The organism is Hydrogenophaga palleronii NBRC 102513 (assembly GCF_001571225.1).
GTDB lineage: Bacteria > Pseudomonadota > Gammaproteobacteria > Burkholderiales > Burkholderiaceae_C > Hydrogenophaga > Hydrogenophaga palleronii.
Genome location: NZ_BCTJ01000009.1, coordinates 91,206 through 106,554, shown reverse-complemented (window position 1 = coordinate 106,554; position 15,349 = coordinate 91,206). Strand labels below are relative to the sequence as shown.

General features: G+C 68.6%; 13 protein-coding genes. 4 read left to right on the top strand and 9 right to left on the bottom strand.

The genetic code is table 11. The annotated features are described in order from the left end of the window. Positions 1–77: 77 nt before the first annotated feature. A complete protein-coding gene (locus tag HPA01S_RS08930) occupies positions 78–1,007 on the top strand; it encodes a S1 family peptidase (protein ID WP_084360565.1) in 930 nt (309 codons plus the stop codon). A gap of 31 nt (positions 1,008–1,038) precedes the next feature. Then, positions 1,039–2,127: a pyridoxal phosphate-dependent aminotransferase gene (locus tag HPA01S_RS08925; protein WP_066269006.1), complete on the top strand. Its 1,089-nt coding sequence runs from the start codon at positions 1,039–1,041 to the stop codon at positions 2,125–2,127. 16 nt (positions 2,128–2,143) lie between these two features. On the opposite strand, the gene HPA01S_RS08920 is transcribed toward HPA01S_RS08925, so the two are convergent. The 6 genes from HPA01S_RS08920 to HPA01S_RS08895 form a co-directional block, all read right to left on the bottom strand. Then, a complete protein-coding gene (locus HPA01S_RS08920) occupies positions 2,144–3,874 on the bottom strand; it encodes an AMP-binding protein (RefSeq protein ID WP_066269003.1) in 1,731 nt (576 codons plus the stop codon). Positions 3,875–4,014: 140 nt separating this feature from the next. Beyond that, the gene (glxR, locus tag HPA01S_RS08915) at positions 4,015–4,899 is read right to left on the bottom strand and encodes a 2-hydroxy-3-oxopropionate reductase (protein ID WP_066269002.1); all 885 of its coding nucleotides are present in this window, start codon (positions 4,897–4,899) and stop codon (positions 4,015–4,017) included. A 47-nt stretch (positions 4,900–4,946) separates the two neighbouring features. Continuing rightward, positions 4,947–5,735, bottom strand: a complete 789-nt coding sequence (locus HPA01S_RS08910) for an HpcH/HpaI aldolase family protein (RefSeq protein ID WP_066269000.1) — start codon at positions 5,733–5,735, stop codon at positions 4,947–4,949. A 37-nt stretch (positions 5,736–5,772) separates the two neighbouring features. Further along, positions 5,773–7,101: a glucarate dehydratase gene (gudD, locus tag HPA01S_RS08905; RefSeq protein WP_157084942.1), complete on the bottom strand. Its 1,329-nt coding sequence runs from the start codon at positions 7,099–7,101 to the stop codon at positions 5,773–5,775. Between the two features lie 136 nt (positions 7,102–7,237). Beyond that, complete coding sequence (locus tag HPA01S_RS08900; RefSeq protein WP_084360574.1) at positions 7,238–8,188, bottom strand: Bug family tripartite tricarboxylate transporter substrate binding protein; 951 nt, start codon at positions 8,186–8,188, stop codon at positions 7,238–7,240. Positions 8,189–8,348: 160 nt separating this feature from the next. Beyond that, positions 8,349–9,386 (bottom strand): LacI family DNA-binding transcriptional regulator, encoded by a 1,038-nt coding sequence (locus HPA01S_RS08895; protein ID WP_066268993.1) that lies wholly within the window; start codon positions 9,384–9,386, stop codon positions 8,349–8,351. 79 nt (positions 9,387–9,465) lie between these two features. On the opposite strand from HPA01S_RS08895, the gene garD reads away from it, so the two are divergent. After that, the gene (garD, locus tag HPA01S_RS08890) at positions 9,466–11,109 is read left to right on the top strand and encodes a galactarate dehydratase (protein WP_066268988.1); all 1,644 of its coding nucleotides are present in this window, start codon (positions 9,466–9,468) and stop codon (positions 11,107–11,109) included. 194 nt (positions 11,110–11,303) lie between these two features. After that, on the top strand, positions 11,304–12,683 hold the full coding sequence (locus tag HPA01S_RS08885; RefSeq protein WP_174525288.1) for a phospholipase D-like domain-containing protein: 1,380 nt from the start codon (positions 11,304–11,306) through the stop codon (positions 12,681–12,683). 14 nt (positions 12,684–12,697) lie between these two features. Here HPA01S_RS08885 and HPA01S_RS08880 read toward each other — a convergent pair whose 3' ends face one another. The 3 genes from HPA01S_RS08880 to HPA01S_RS08870 all read right to left on the bottom strand — a co-directional run bounded on the left by HPA01S_RS08880 (position 12,698) and on the right by HPA01S_RS08870 (position 15,320). Then, on the bottom strand, positions 12,698–13,270 hold the full coding sequence (locus HPA01S_RS08880; RefSeq protein ID WP_157084941.1) for a hypothetical protein: 573 nt from the start codon (positions 13,268–13,270) through the stop codon (positions 12,698–12,700). Positions 13,271–13,395: 125 nt separating this feature from the next. Further along, positions 13,396–13,833, bottom strand: coding sequence for a hypothetical protein (locus HPA01S_RS08875; protein WP_066268981.1), 438 nt, complete (start codon positions 13,831–13,833; stop codon positions 13,396–13,398). Positions 13,834–13,922: 89 nt separating this feature from the next. Next, the gene (locus HPA01S_RS08870; RefSeq protein ID WP_066268979.1) at positions 13,923–15,320 is read right to left on the bottom strand and encodes a sensor histidine kinase; all 1,398 of its coding nucleotides are present in this window, start codon (positions 15,318–15,320) and stop codon (positions 13,923–13,925) included. Positions 15,321–15,349: the final 29 nt, after the last annotated feature.

The window sequence follows — 15,349 nt, the reverse complement described above, 5'->3', positions numbered from 1 at the left end:
ACACACCGACCATCACCACAAACCCCCAGGCGGAACGGGCTTGCCCGTGCGGCCAGCAAGGGTGCGACACTCCCCACATGACCAGGCCACCCTTTGTCCCCGAAGACCCGCAAACCGCCGTGCCCGCAGCCCACATCGACGCCCCCGTGGACCCGCTGTTCCTCTCGACACCCCGCGTCTCCACCTTTCACGGCCTGCAACCCCTGACCAACGCCAGCGGCTTTTTCTTCGAGCGCGAAGGCCGCCTGTACCTGGTGACCAGCCGGCACGTGGTGATCGACGATGTATCGCAGCATTTCCCCGACCGGCTGGAGATCGAACTGCACATCGACGGCACCAACCTCACGCGCTCCACCGGCTTCTCGATCCCGCTGTACGACGACGGCCAGGCGGTGTGGCGCCAGGGCCTGGACAGCGGTGGTGACATCGACGTCGCGGTGGTCGAGATCGACCGCAGCGCCCTGCCCGAGGCCACCGTCATCCGCGCCTTCACGCCCGACCACCTGCAGACCGCCTTCAACGAAGTGGTGCCCGGCCAGTCGCTGCTGGTGGTGGGTTTTCCGCTCGGCTTCCACGACGGCCTGCACCACCTGCCGGTGCTGCGCCAGGCGGTGGTGGCCTCGCCCTACGGCATCCGTTTTCAGGGCCACGGTTATTTCCTCACCGACGCCCGCACCCACCGCGGCACCAGCGGCGCGGCGGTGGTGATGCGCGACCTCGGCGCGCCCACCGACGGCTCGGCCATCCTGCCCTGGAAGCTGCTCGGTGTGCACTCGGCGCGCATGGACATGGGCAACCGCGACCTGGTGCTGGACGAATCGCTCGGCCTGAACTGCGCCTGGTACGCCGACATCCTGCTCACGCTGACCGAAGCGCGCGAGGCGGTGGCTGAACAGGAGGTGGTGGCCGCACCGCCCGCACCCGACGTGGTGACCGTGTCCGACCAGGCCGACGCCGCCGCCCCGGTGAACACCCGCACGGCAAAGGGCAAGGGCAGCCCGTCCTGAGCCCCTGCGCGTTTGGCGGGACAATGCCCGCATGTCCCTGCCCATTCGCCCGGCCGTGCTGGCCAGCCCCGACTACCCCTTCGCCCCCATCTCGGCCCCGGTCAAGCTCGACCAGAACGAGTCCTTCGCCGACTTCCCCGACGCGCTCAAGGCACTCGCGCTGGAGCGCCTGCGCCAGTTGCCCTGGCACCGTTACACCGACCTCAACGCCGAAAGCCTGAGCGAGGCGCTGGCGCGCTTCGAAGGCTGGTCACCGGCGGGCACGGTGATCACCACCGGCAGCAATGTGCTGATCTCATTGCTGATCCAGCTCAGTGCACTGGGCGGTGGCCGCGTGCTCACGGTCACGCCCAACTTCGCGCTCTACGGGCTGGACGCGCAGCTGCTCGGCGCCCGGCTCACCGAGGTGCCGCTGCGCGCGGCCGACCAGTCGATGGACTTCGACGCCCTGATCGCCGCACTCGACGAGCAGAGCCCCGACACCGAGACACAGCAGCCACAAGGCGTGATCTACCTGCCGCGCCCACATGCCCCCACCGGTTCGCTGTGCGCACTGGACGAACTCGAACGCCTGGCCACCGCCAGCCGCAACGGCTGGCTGTTGGTGGTCGACGAGGCCTATCATCACTTCATCGGTGGTGAAGACGCGCGCGCGCTGGCGCGCCGCCACCCGCACGTGGTGCTGCTGCGCACCTTCTCCAAGGCCTGGGGCCTGGCCGGCCTGCGCCTGGGTTACGCACTGACCTCGGACGCCGTGGCGCAGCAACTGCGCAAGCTGGTGCCGCCGTTCGGCGTGTCGCTGCTGCAATCGGTGAGTGCCGAGGTGGCGCTGGCACACGCCGACTACCTGCACGAACGCGTGGCGCAGACGCGGAGCGAGCGCGAGCGCCTGTTCCAGGCCTTGCGGCAACACCCGAGCTGGGTGCCGCTGTCCTCACACGCCAACTTCCTGCTGGTGCGCACGCCCGATGCCGCGGCCGCGCACGCGCAGCTGCTGGCCGGCGGTGTGCTGGTGCGCCGGCAAGACCGCCTGCACGGCCTGCAGGGCTGCATCCGCGTGACCGTGGGCACGGTGGACGAGAACAACACCTTCCTGCGCGCGGCCGGGCTCACGCCGTAGCCGCACCCAGGCCGGATCAGCCCGCCTGCCGCAACGCCGGGAAGTCTTCTTCCAGGTACTCGGCCTCACCGCGCGTGCCGGCCAGTTGGCGCTCGACTTCCTGCTTGCGCAACTGCACGCGGCGGATCTTGCCGGAGATGGTCTTGGGCAGTTCGGCGACGAACTCGATGCGGCGCACGCGCTTGTAGGGCGCGAGTTGCTGCCGTCCGAACGCCAGGATGGCTTCGGCCAGCGCGGGGCCTGGCGTGGCGCCCGGCGCCAGGATGAGATAGGCCTTGGGCACCGCCGTGCGCACCGGGTCCGGGCAGGGCACGACCGCGACCTCGACCACCGCCTCGTGTTCGATCAGCGCGCTCTCCAGTTCAAACGGGCTGATGCGGTAGTCCGAGGCCTTGAACACGTCGTCGGCGCGGCCGACGAAGGTGTAGTAACCGTCGGCGTCGCGCGCTGCAGTGTCGCCCGTGTGGTAGTGGCCGTCGCGCATCACATCGGCGGTTTTCTCGGCGCTGTCGAGGTAGGCGTCCATCAGGCCGAGCGGGCGCTCGTCGAGCGCAATGCAGACCTCGCCTTCGTCGGCCTCGCGGCCATCGACATCGAGCAACACGATGCGGTAACCCGGCAGCGGTTGCCCCATGGAGCCGGCCTTGAGCGGCTGGCCGGGGGCGTTGCCGATCTGCGCCGTGGTTTCGGTCTGGCCGTAGCCGTCGCGCAGCGTGAGGCCCCAGGCCTTTTGCACCTGCTCGATGATTTCGGGGTTGAGCGGTTCACCGGCGCCGATCACTTCGCGCAGCGCCAGCTTCGGCCGCCACGCCGCCAGGTCTTCCTGGATCAACATGCGCCACACGGTGGGCGGCGCGCACAAGCTGGTGACGGCGCAGCGCGCCAGCGTGGTCAGCAGCTCCTGCGGGTTGAAGCGCGGCGTGTTGTGGATGAACACGCAGGCGCCCGCGTTCCAGGGCGCGAAGAAGCAGCTCCAGGCGTGTTTGGCCCAACCCGGCGACGAGATGTTGAGGTGCACGTCGCGCGGGCGCAGGCCGAGCCAGTACATGGTGGAGAGGTGGCCGACCGGATAACTCTGGTGCGAGTGCAGCACCAGCTTGGGCAGCGCGGTGGTGCCGGAGGTGAAGTACAGCAGCAGCGGGTCGGTGGCCAGGGTCTGGCCTTCGGGCTCGAACACCGTCGCTTGCTCGCGTGCGCGCTCGAAGTCCAGCCAGCCCGGCTGCGGCGCGCCGACGCAGATGCGCGTGAAGCCGCCCTGCAACGCCGCGAACTTGGGCACCTGGGCCGTGCCCGCCACCACGTGGCGCACGTCGCCGCGCGTGATGCGGTCGTGCAGGTCGTCGGCGGTGAGCAGCGCGGTGGCCGGGATCAGCACCGCGCCGATCTTGATGGCGGCCAGCATGGTTTCCCACAGCGCGAATTCGTTGCCCAGCACCATCAGCACGCGGTCACCGCGCCGCACGCCCTGCGCGCGCAGGAAGTTGGCAACCTGCGCCGAGCGCGTCGAGAGCTCGGCAAAGCTCAGGCGCTGCTCGCGGCCGTCGGCCTCCAGGATCCACAGCGCCGGGTCATTGGCCTGCGGACCTGCGGCCAGCGCGTCAAAGTGGTCGAGCGCCCAGTTGAAATGCCGAAGCCGCGGCCAGCGGAAACCCTCCACCGCGGCAGCGCGGTCCTCGCGGGTCTGCAGCAGCAGGTCGCGGGCCTGCAAAAAACGGAGGGTGTCGGCGGAGGCGGAAGCAGCGGGCATGGCGGGGCGAAAAGATGGGTTGTGGGCATGGAGGGGGACAGCCCATCCTGCCGTACGCCCTGCCGCACCGGGAGCCGGGGATTACCCTAGCACCGAGTGTTCCGCCATGGCACACCCGGCGGCATCACCGGCCCGCAGGCTCAGCCTTGCGCGACCTCGTGGTTCGCCATCAACTCCAGCGCCTTCACCAGCGCCGAGTGGTCCAGCTCGCCCATGCCGTTGGCGGCGCAGGCTTGCATGAGCTGCGCGGCGTTGGCGGTTTGCGGCAGGCCGACGCCGAGTTCCTTCGCGCCTTGCAGCGCGAGGTTCAGGTCTTTCTGGTGCAGCTTGATGCGGAAGCCCGGGTTGAAGGTGCGCTTGATCATGCGTTCACCGTGCACTTCCAGGATGCGGCTGGCGGCGAAGCCGCCCATCAATGCCTGGCGCACCTTGGCCGGGTCGGCGCCGGCCTTGCTGGCGAACACCAGGGCTTCGCTCACGGCGGCGATGTTAAGCGCCACGATGATCTGGTTGGCCACCTTGGTGGTCTGGCCGTCGCCGTTGCCGCCGACCAGGGTGATGTTCTTGCCCATCAGTTCCAGCAGCGGGCGCACGCGTTCGAACACGGCCTCGTCGCCGCCGCACATGATGGTGAGCGATGCGGCCTTGGCGCCGACTTCACCACCGGACACCGGCGCGTCGATGTAGTCGCAGCCGAGTGCGTTGATCTTCTTCGCAAACGCTTTGGTGGCCATGGGCGAGATCGAGCTCATGTCGACCACCACCTTGCCTTTGCTCAAGCCCTGCGCCACGCCGTTCTCGCCGAACAGCACGGCCTCGACGTCGGGTGTGTCGGGAACCATCGTGAAGACCACCTCGGCCTCGCGGGCCACGGCGGCGGCGTTGTCGCAGCGCACACCACCGGCGGCCTGGATGGCTTCGGGCACCTGGCTGCGGGTGTGCACGTACAGCGTGTGGCCGGCGTTGACGAGGTGCAGTGCCATGGGCGTGCCCATGATGCCGAGGCCGATGAAACCGATCTTCATGTTTTTCCTTTGTGAACACCCCGCCGCGCTGGGTGGGGTTGTGGGGATCAATAGCCGCTCACGCCCTTCGGCGCTTGCGAGGCGCGCAGGGTGGAGAGTACTTGCTGCGAACCGGCGGCCATGAGGCGGGCGTCGGAGCCGATGGTGACGAACTGGAAACCCATGGCGATGCGGCGTGCCGCGGCCTCGGGCGAACCGTTGTGGATGCCGGCCACCAGGCCGTGCGCCTTGGCGCGCGCCAGGATGTGCTCCACCGCCTGTGCGGCCTTGGGGTCGAGGTCGTCGAAGGTGGGATTGCAGCCGAGCGCGAGCGACAGGTCGGACGGCCCGATGTAGATGGCGTCCAGGCCGGGCACCGACAGGATCTCTTCGAGGTTGTCGAGCGCCTGCGCGGTCTCGATCATGGCGAAGGTGACGATGGTGTCGTTGGCGTGTTTGGGGTAGTCGGCGCCGCCGTAGAGCAGCGCGCGCACCGGGCCGAAGCTGCGTGTGCCACGCGGCGCGTAGTGGGTGTAGGCCACCAGCTTCTGCGCGTCTTCGCGCGTGTTCACCATCGGGCAGATGACACCGTAGGCACCGGCGTCGAGCGTCTTCATGAGAATGCCGGGCTCCAGCCAGGGCACACGCACCACGGGCACGGTGTCGGTGGTGGAGATGGCCTGCAGCATGGTCACCATGGTCTGGTAATCGACCACGCCGTGTTGCAGGTCGATGGTCAACGAGTCCCAGCCCTGGTGGGCCATGGTCTCGGCCGAGAAGCTGTTGGGAATGGCCAGCCAGCCATTGGCCACCGCACCTCCCTTGGCCCAGATTTCGCGCAGACGGTTGGGTCTCATCGCAGTCCTTGTTTCTTGATTCAATGTGGCAAAAAATTCAGCGGTCCAGCGCCGGGCGCTTCGGGTCGAAGCGCCAGTTCGGCACCAGGCTCTGCATGGCCATCGCATCGTCACGCGCGCCCAGGCCGTGTTCGAGGTACAGCCGGTGCGCCTTCTCCAGCTCGGCCATGTCGAGCTCCAGCCCCAGGCCGGGTTTCTTCGGCACCTGCACGTGGCCGCCGACGATCTGCAGCGGCTCTTTGGTGAGGCGCTGGCCGTCCTGCCAGATCCAGTGGGTGTCGATGGCCGTCACCTTGCCCGGTGCGGCCGCGCCGACGTGGGTGAACATGGCGAGCGAAATGTCGAAGTGGTTGTTGGAGTGCGAGCCCCAGGTCAGGCCCCAGTCGCGGCAGGTCTGCGCCACGCGCACGCTGCCGGCCATGGTCCAGAAGTGCGGGTCGGCCAGCGGAATGTCCACGCTCTGCAGCGACAGCGCGTGCGTGAGCTGGCGCCAGTCGGTGGCGACCATGTTGGTGGCCGTGGGCAGGCCGGTGGCGCGGCGGAATTCGGCCATCACCTCGCGGCCCGAGAAACCGTCTTCTGCGCCGCAGGGGTCTTCGGCATAGGCCACCACGCCACGCATGCGCTGGCCGAGGCGGATCGCGTCCTTCAGCAGCCAGCCGCCATTGGGGTCGAGCGTGACGCGCGCATCCGGGAAACGTTCGTGCAACGCGGTCACCGCGTCCACTTCTTCGTCGCCGCGCAACACGCCGCCCTTGAGCTTGAAGTCGTTGAAGCCATAACGCTCGCGCGCGGCCTCGGCCAGGCGCACCACGGACTCGGGCGTCATCGCTTCTTCGTGCCGCAGGCGGAACCAGGCGTTGTCGGCGCCGGGCTCGCTGGCGTAAGGCAGGTTCGTCTTCTTCTTGTCGCCGACGAAGAACAGGTAACCCAGCATCTCCACCGACTCGCGCTGCTGGCCTTCGCCCAGCAAGGCGGCAACCGGCACGTCGAGGTGTTGGCCCAGCAGATCGAGCAGGGCCGATTCCACTGCGGTGACGGCGTGGATGGTGGTGCGCAGGTCGAAGGTCTGCAGGCCGCGCCCGCCCGCGTCGCGGTCGGCAAAGCGGGTCTGCAGTTCACGCAGCAGGGACTGGTGCTCGCCGATGGACCGGCCCACCACCAGTTCACGCGCATCGTCCAGCGTCTGCCGGATCTTCTCGCCCCCCGGCACCTCGCCCACACCGGTGCGCCCGGCGCTGTCGGTGAGGATGAGGATGTTGCGCGTGAAGAACGGCGCGTGCGCACCGCTCAGGTTGAGCAACATGCTGTCGCGCCCCGCGACAGGGACGACGCGCAGTTCGGTGATGCGGGGAGTGGACGACATGAGGCAGCGTGAAGAGGTTGGAACAGGGAGAAGGTTGTCGGCGTGCAGGGAGGTCATCCAGAGACACCGAGGAACCGGCTCCGCCGGTCCTCAGGTGTCGCCCCCTGCCAGGGGGTCGCTCGCAGCGCGGCGGGGGTCAGTCCACCTTGATCTTGCGGTTTTCGATCAGCGCCTTCCAGCGCGCGAACTCGGCGGCCTGGAATGCCGTGAACTGCTCGGGCGTGTTGGCCACGACTTCAAACCCCAGCTCCAGCAGCCTGGATTTGATGGCGGGGTCGTTCAGCGCGTCCTTGATGGCGGCCTGCAGCTGGTTCTTCAGGTCTGCCGGCATGCCCTTGGGGCCGGCCACGGCTTGCCAGGATTGCACGTTGGCCTGCTGCACGCCGAGTTCCTGCAGCGTCGGCACATCGGGCAGCAGGGGCGAACGTTGTGCGCTGGTAATGGTGAGCGCGCGCAGCTTGCCCGCGGTGATCTGCGGCATGGCGGTGTTGATGTTCATGAACGACGAGTCCACCTGGTTGCCCAGCAGGTCGGTCATCACCGGGCCACCGCCCTTGTAGGGCACGTGCACGCCCGAGGTGTTGGTCTGTTGCCAGAAGAGTTCGGCCGTCAGGTGGTCGCTGCTGCCGTTGCCGGACGACGCGAAGGTCATCTTGTTCGGGTTGGCTTTCTGGAACGCCAGCACGTCGGCCAGGCTCTTGTGCGGCGAGGCGGCGGGCACCACCAGCACGTTGGGCGCCTGCACCGCAACGCTGATGTAGTCGAAGTCCTTGACGGCGTCGTAGGTCACCTTGAACAGGTGGGGCGCGATCACGAACGGGCCGAGGGAGGAAACGAACAGGGTGTGGCCGTCGGGTGCAGAGCGCACGACCTGGGTGGCGCCGATGGTGCCGGTGGCGCCGGGCTTGTTGTCCACCACGAAGGTGCCGCCGAACTTCTCCTGCAGTTTGGGCTGCAGCGCGCGGGCGATCAGGTCGGTGGATCCGCCGGGCGGGAAAGGCACGACGATGGTGACAGGTTTGGTGGGCCAGGCCATGGCCGAGGTGAGGGTCATGGTCGCGCCCAGCGCGAGCAACAGCTTCTTCATCATGTGTCTTGTCTCCTGTGTGTTGGGATGGCGTCGCAACGCAAACGAACCGGACAGGTCTTCAAGCCTGTTCGACCGGACGCAGATGGTAGCGGTACCAAATCAGGACGTCAACGCATTTCTGGGCAGGCGGCGCGCTGCCGCCTGCCCAGCCCTGGGTTCAGGTGGTGGCGCGTTCGACGATGGAGAAGCCGACGTCGATCACCCGCTCGGCCACGTCGCGGCCCTCGGCGCGGTCGATCAGGTGGCGCGCGGCCAGGCGCCCGATGTCGGGGCCGTTGATGCGCACGGTGCTCATGGCCGGTTCGAGGTCGGCGGCAAACGGCACGTCGCCAAAGCCGATGACGGCCAGCTGGTCGGGCACCGTCACGCCGCGCGCACGCGCTTCGGTGAGTGCCCCCAGCGCCAGCAGGTCGGAGCTGCAGAACAGGGCATCGACATCGGGCGCCTGCTCCAGCAAACGGGCCAGCGCGTCGCGGCCGCTGCGCAAGGAGCGCGAGGCGCCGACGTTGATCACCACCACCGGCGGCAGGCCGGCGCGTGCCACGGCATCGGCAAAGGCGGTGGCGCGGCGGTCGGCGCGTTCGTCTTCGGCGCGGATCAGCGCCAGGCGCCGGCGCCCCTTGCCCATGAGGAAACGCGCCACTTCACGGCCGATCGCGGTGTGCGAGAAGCCCACCAGCATGTCGATGGGTGTGGGGGTCAGGTCCCAGGTTTCCACCACCGGAATGCCCGACGCCAGCAGGCGTGTGCGCCCCAGGCTGGGCGGCATGATGCCGGTGATGAAGATGCCGTCGGGGCGGCGGCCGATGATGGCCTCCAGCAGCGATTCCTCGCGGCTGGTCGAGTAGTCGGACTGGCCCAGCATGAGCTGGTAACCGGTGTCGAACAGGGTTTCGTTGAGCGCCTCGATGGTCGGCATGAAGACCGACATCACGGTGCTCGGCACCACCGCCGCGATCAGCCGGCTGCGTGAAGACGCCAGCCCGCCGGCCATGCGGTTGGGCACGTAACCGGTCTTCTGCACCGCCTCCAGCACCTTCTTGCGCACCTCGGCCGACACCTGCTCCGGCGTGTTGAGCGCGCGCGAGGCCGTGATGGGCGCCACCCCGGCGAGCCGGGCCACGTCACGCAGGGTGATGGCCCCGCTGCCGCGGCGGGCGCGCCGGTTATTGTCGGATGCTTTGTTTTGCGGCATAAAATGGTACCGGTACCAGTTCGTTCACCATCACAACCCGACATGGGTTGCGGTTCGGTCTGGATCATAGGAGATGCGCATGCCCGACACCCTTCTCGCCCCGGCCGCCGAGCTGCAGCCCTTGACCATCCGCATGCACGCCGGCGACAACGTGGCCATCGTCGCCAACCAGGGCGGCCTGCCCGCCGGCACCGCCCTGCCCGATGGTGGCCCGGTGCTGCGCGAACGTGTGCCGCAAGGCCACAAGGTGGCGCTGGTGGACCTGGCCCGCGGCGACGCGGTGCTGCGCTACGGCGTGCCCATCGGCCACGCGCTGGACGCCATTCCCGCCGGCAGCTGGGTCAACGAGCGCCTGCTGCAGATGCCCGAGGCCCGTGGCCTGGACCACCTGCCGATGGCCACCGTGCACCCCGAGCCGCAGCCGCCGCTGATGGGTTTCACCTTCGAGGGTTACCGCAACCCGGACGGTTCGGTCGGCACGCGCAACATCCTGGCCATCACCCAGACCGTGCAGTGCGTGGCCGGCGTCACCGACTTCGCGGTGCAGCGCATCAAGGCCGAGCTGCTGCCGCGTTACCCGCATGTGGACGACGTGGTGGCGTTGGAGCACGGCTACGGCTGCGGCGTTGCCATCGACGCGCCGGATGCCGTCATCCCGATCCGCACCCTGCGCAATATCAGCCAGAACCCGAACTTCGGCGGTGAGGTGATGGTGGTCAGCCTGGGCTGCGAGAAGCTGCAGCCCGAGCGCCTGTTTCCCGCCAACGCGATCCCGATCCAGGACACCCGTGGAACCGGCTCTGCCGGGCCACAGGGGGTGCCCCCCCTCCCAGGGGGGGCGCCGCACAGCGGCGCAGGGGGGCTGGACACCATCTGCCTGCAGGACGACGCACACGTCGGCTTCATGTCCATGGTCGATTCCATCCTGCGCCAGGCCGAGGTGCACCTGAAGCGCCTGAACGCACGCCGACGCGAAACCGTGCCGGCCAGCGAGCTGGTGGTGGGCGTGCAGTGCGGCGGCAGCGACGCCTTCAGCGGCGTGACGGCCAACCCGGCGGTGGGCTTCTGCACCGACCTGCTGGTGCGCGCCGGCGCCAGCGTGGTGTTCTCCGAGACCACCGAGGTGCGCGACGGCATTGCCCAGCTCACCGCACGTGCCACCACACCCGAGGTGGCGCAAGCCATGGTGCGCGAGATGGCCTGGTACGACGCCTACCTGCAGCGTGGCGGCGTGGACCGCAGCGCCAACACCACGCCGGGCAACAAGAAGGGCGGCCTGTCGAACATCGTCGAGAAGGCCATGGGTTCGATCGTGAAATCGGGCAGCGCGCCGATCTCCAGCGTGCTGGCCCCGGGCGAGAAGCTGACAAGCAAAGGCCTGACCTACGCCGCCACACCAGCCAGCGACTTCATCTGCGGCACGCTGCAACTGGCCGCCGGCATGAACCTGCACGTGTTCACCACCGGCCGCGGCACGCCCTACGGCCTGGCCGCGGTGCCGGTGATCAAGGTGGCCACGCGCAGCGAGCTGGCGCGGCGCTGGCACGACCTGATGGACCTCAACGCCGGCACCATCGCCGACGGCACGGCCAGCATCGAGCAGGTGGGCTGGGAGCTGTTCCGCCTGATGCTCGACGTGGCCAGCGGCCGCCAGCGGACCTGGGCCGAGCGCTGGAAACTGCACAACCAGCTGGTGCTGTTCAACCCCGCACCGGTGACCTGAGCGCACCGCCGCATCTGCGGCGGCGTGTTGGCGGGGCATGCAAAAGCCCCGGCGGCCGAAGCCCGAACGCCCTACTATCTGTGGCAGCCGCACACACCTTCACGCAGGGTGTGCGCCGAGACAGGTCACGGATCACAGACAAGGGCTCGCAGATGACTCTCACGCCGCGCTTCCCATGGCCCCGCCTGCGCTGGATGCCTGCCGCAGGGGTTGTGCTGCTGCTGTTCACGCTGGTCGGCTGCAAGAGCCTGCCGCGCGTGGTGCCCGACCAGCAGCGGCGCCCGCCGCCCGTGAAGCTGGAGGGCACGCAGGGGCCCCTGTCGGCCGAACGCAGCCGCGCGATCCTGGAACGCCTGCGCGCCGAGGGCCAGGGCACGGATGTGCTGTCGCGCCACCTGGCGCTGGAAGAAGCCGTCGTCGGCAGCCCGCTGACCGCCGGCAACCAGGCGGTGCTGCTGGAAGACGGTGCCGCCACCTACGAGGCCATGCTCGCGGCCATCGCCGCGGCCAAAGACCACATCCACCTGGAAACCTACATCCTCGACGACGACGAAGTCGGGCAACGTTTTGCGGACGCGTTGATCGCCAAGCGGCAACAGGGCGTGCAGGTGCTGCTGATCCACGACAGCGTGGGCACGCTCAACACACCCGTCGAGTTCTTCCAGCGACTCACCGACAGCGGCATCCAGGTGCTGGAGTTCAACCCGATCAACCCGGCGCAGACGCGGCAGAAGGAATGGGTGCTCAACGAACGCGACCACCGCAAGCTGCTGATCGTGGACGGCCGCGTGGCCTTCCTCGGCGGCATCAACATCAGCGGCGTGTACTCCAGTGGCTCGTTCGCGTCGGCGTCGAGCGGCGGCCCGGCCGGCGGCGGTGACAACACACCCTGGCGCGACACGCACGTGCAGCTGCGCGGGCCGGTGGTAGCCGAATTCCAGAAGCTCTTCCTGCAGACCTGGGCAGCGCAGAACGGCGCGCCACTGGACGAGCGCGCGTACTACCCCACGCCCGAGCGCGTGGGCCGCGACGTGGTGCGCGCCATCGGCAGCTCACCGCAGGACGCATACAGCACCATCTACGCCACCCTGCTCTCGGCCATCCAGAGCGCGGAGAGCACGGTCTACCTCACCAACGCCTACTTCGCCCCAGACCCGCAGTTGCTCGCCGCCCTGTCGGACGCGGCGCAGCGCGGCGTCGACGTGAAGCTGATCCTGCCCGGCAAGACCGACTCCTGGCTGGTCTTCCACGCCGGCCGCCACTACTACACGCAGTTGCTGCGCGCAGGCGTGAAGATCTACGAGCGCCAGGGCGTGATCCTGCACACCAAGACCGGCTCGATCGACGGCGTGTGGTCCACCGTCGGCTCCACCAACCTGGACTGGCGCAGCTTCCTGCACAACTACGAACTCAACGCCGTGGTGCTGGGCGGCGAGTTCGCATCGCAGTTGCAGCGGTTGTTCGACGCCGACTTGGCGGCGTCGCGCCAGGTCACGCTGGAGGAGTGGCGCCGGCGTGGCGTCGGGCCGCGCGTGAAGGAGTTCTTCGCGCGCGCCTGGGAGTACTGGCTCTGAGCTGACCGCTGTCGTCAGCGCGGCTGCATCGGGACCGGCGCGGGCACAGGTGGTGGTGGCAGCAAGGCCGGCCCGTCGGCCGGTGCCGGCATGGGCTGCATGGGTGGCAGGCTGCCGGGCGTGCCGAGTGGCGGCGGTGGTGCGGGCACCGTCGTCTCCAGTTCACGGATCACACCACCGCCCCGCACCGAGCCGGACGCCTGGCCTTCGCCCCGCGCCATGCGCTCGCAGATCTCGCGCCCTTCCGTGGTCGGGTGTTCCTCGCAACGCTTGAGCGCGTTCTGTTTCAGCTGCTCGGGTGACGGCACGGTGCGCGGCGCGCCGCTGCGCAAGGCCTGGCTGCGTGCGGCCGCGGCATCGCGCAGGCAGTTGCTCCGGTCCGGGGGTGTGGTGATGGCCTGGCAGGCCGCGCGGTCGCGCTGGTAGTTGGCTTCCACCGCCGCCTTGTTGGGCGCCGGGGTGGTGGTTTGCGCCGCCAGCGGCAGGCTGCAGCACAGGGCCACGGCGGCGATGAGGCCGGCGCGGGAGCGCCAGCGGTGCATGGGGTTCTGCAACAGGTTCTGCAACGGGATTTGCAATGCGTGCATGGCGAGACCTTCCTCACTGGCGGTGCCCACACCGCCCGAAAACCCATGCTAGACCTGCGGCGAAACAGCGTCTGTAGGCCACGTCCGACCCGCCGCGGCACCCCTGCCGGCACCTGCGCAGACACTCACTCCCACTGCAGGCGCATCAGTTTCCAGTCGCTGCCGTCCAGCCGCCACTCCAGCTGGATGGCATAGGGTTCGGCGCGTTCGGGAATCAGGCCCTGGGCGCCCGTCACCAGCACCTGGGCTTCGGTGTGGCCCACCTGCGAGCTGCCGCTGTCGATGCGGCTGTGGCGCGTGACGGCGATGATGCGGATGTTGGCGTAACGCATGAACATCAGGGCCATGGTGCGTTTCGCCCATTCGCGGTCCATGCCTTCGCCACCGGCCTGGAAGCCCGGGTGCAGTTGGTCGAGCACGGCGCTGGCCTTCTTCGCTTCCAGGTTGTCCTGCAGGGTCTGCACCGCCGCTTCCAGTGCGGTTTTGGGATCGGTCTTGCCGCAGCCCGACAACAGCAGCAGCGGCAGCAGCACACAGATCCAGACACTTCGGCGGGCGAGCATGGGCCATCCTTTTCGGGCGTTGAAAACCGCGCCGACCTTACCACCGCGCGGTGCGGCCACCATGACCGATGAAGGCCCGGCCCGCCGCCTCAGCCCTGCGGAGCTGCAGGCACCGTCCACCAGAAGGCCGCGCCCCGGCCCGGTTCGGACGAAGCACCCACGGAGCCGCCATGCCGCTCCACCGCGCGCTTCACCACCGTCAGCCCCAGCCCGGTGCCACCCGCCTGGCGTTCGTCGAGGCGCGAAAACGGCTTGAACAGTTCGTGGCTCTTGGCGGGATCGAAACCCGGGCCGTTGTCCGCCACGGAGAAGCGCCAGAAGCCGCCGTCTTCCCGTGCTTCGAGCGCGATGCGCAGGTCGCGCCGCTCGCCGCCGAACTTGAGCGCGTTGCCGAGCAGGTTCATCAACACGTGCCGCATCAGGCCCGCGTCGGCCTGCACCACCGGCAAGGGCGATGCCTGCACCACATCGGACGCTTGCGGGAACTGCACCGAGAGCGATTGCAGGCAGTCGCGCAGCAGCGCCTGCATGTCCACCGCTTCGGGGCTGGGGGCCTCCTCGTCGACCTTGGCGAGTGTGAGCAGGTCGTTCACCATGCTGGAGGCGCGCTGCGCCTCACGGCGGATCCGTTGCAAGGCCTGTTCCGTGCCCTCGGCGTGGCCGGCCCGGTACTCATCCAGCGCCAGATCGGCCAGGCCGGCGGTGTTGCGCAAAGGGCCGCGCAAGTCGTGCGAGACCATGCCGGCGAACGAGCGCAGGCCCTGGATGATTTCCTCCAGCTGGCGCGTGCGGCTGCGCACGATTTCCTCCAGCGAGTCGGTGAGTTGCTGCAGGGCGATTTCGGCCTTGACGCGTTCGCGCAGTTCGCGCACGACGATCTTCGACTCGCGCTGCATGATCAGCGTCATCACGAACACGAAGGCAATGCTCACCGGCAAGGGCGTGAGCTGGCGGAGCTGCAACAGGCTCAGACCGGCGAGCATGGCCACCAAGAACAGCAGCGGATAGGCCAGGAACAGCACGGCCAGCACCAGCTGGCCACCCCAGCCGTCGCGCAGCCAGAGCGATACCAGCCAGACCGATGCGGCGGAAAAGATCAGGGCAATGGTGGCGGGGCCGGCAAAGTTCCAGCCGTGCAGCAAGGTGCTCATCGCCACCACCAACAGGGGCGCCCCCACCAGCAGGCCGATGAACACGCGCATGGGTGGCATGCCACCGGGCGAAAAACAGGCCTGCAGGCCCGCCATCACGGCGGCCATGGTCGCCAGCCCCATCACGGAGCCGATCGGCCCGACCACCGAGGCGCTCACCCAGCCCAGCGCATCCATCGACACCAGCGCACCCTGCGACACACCGAACACCAGCGCCGCGCCGGCCAGCCATTTCACGTAAGGCCAGGACCGCGAGCTGGCGTGCGCCAGGAAAGTCATGCCCAGCATGCCGATCAGGATCGCTGACAGGATGCGGGTGTCACTGAAGAAGCTCAACGCTGGATGCGTCACATCGGCCTCCTACA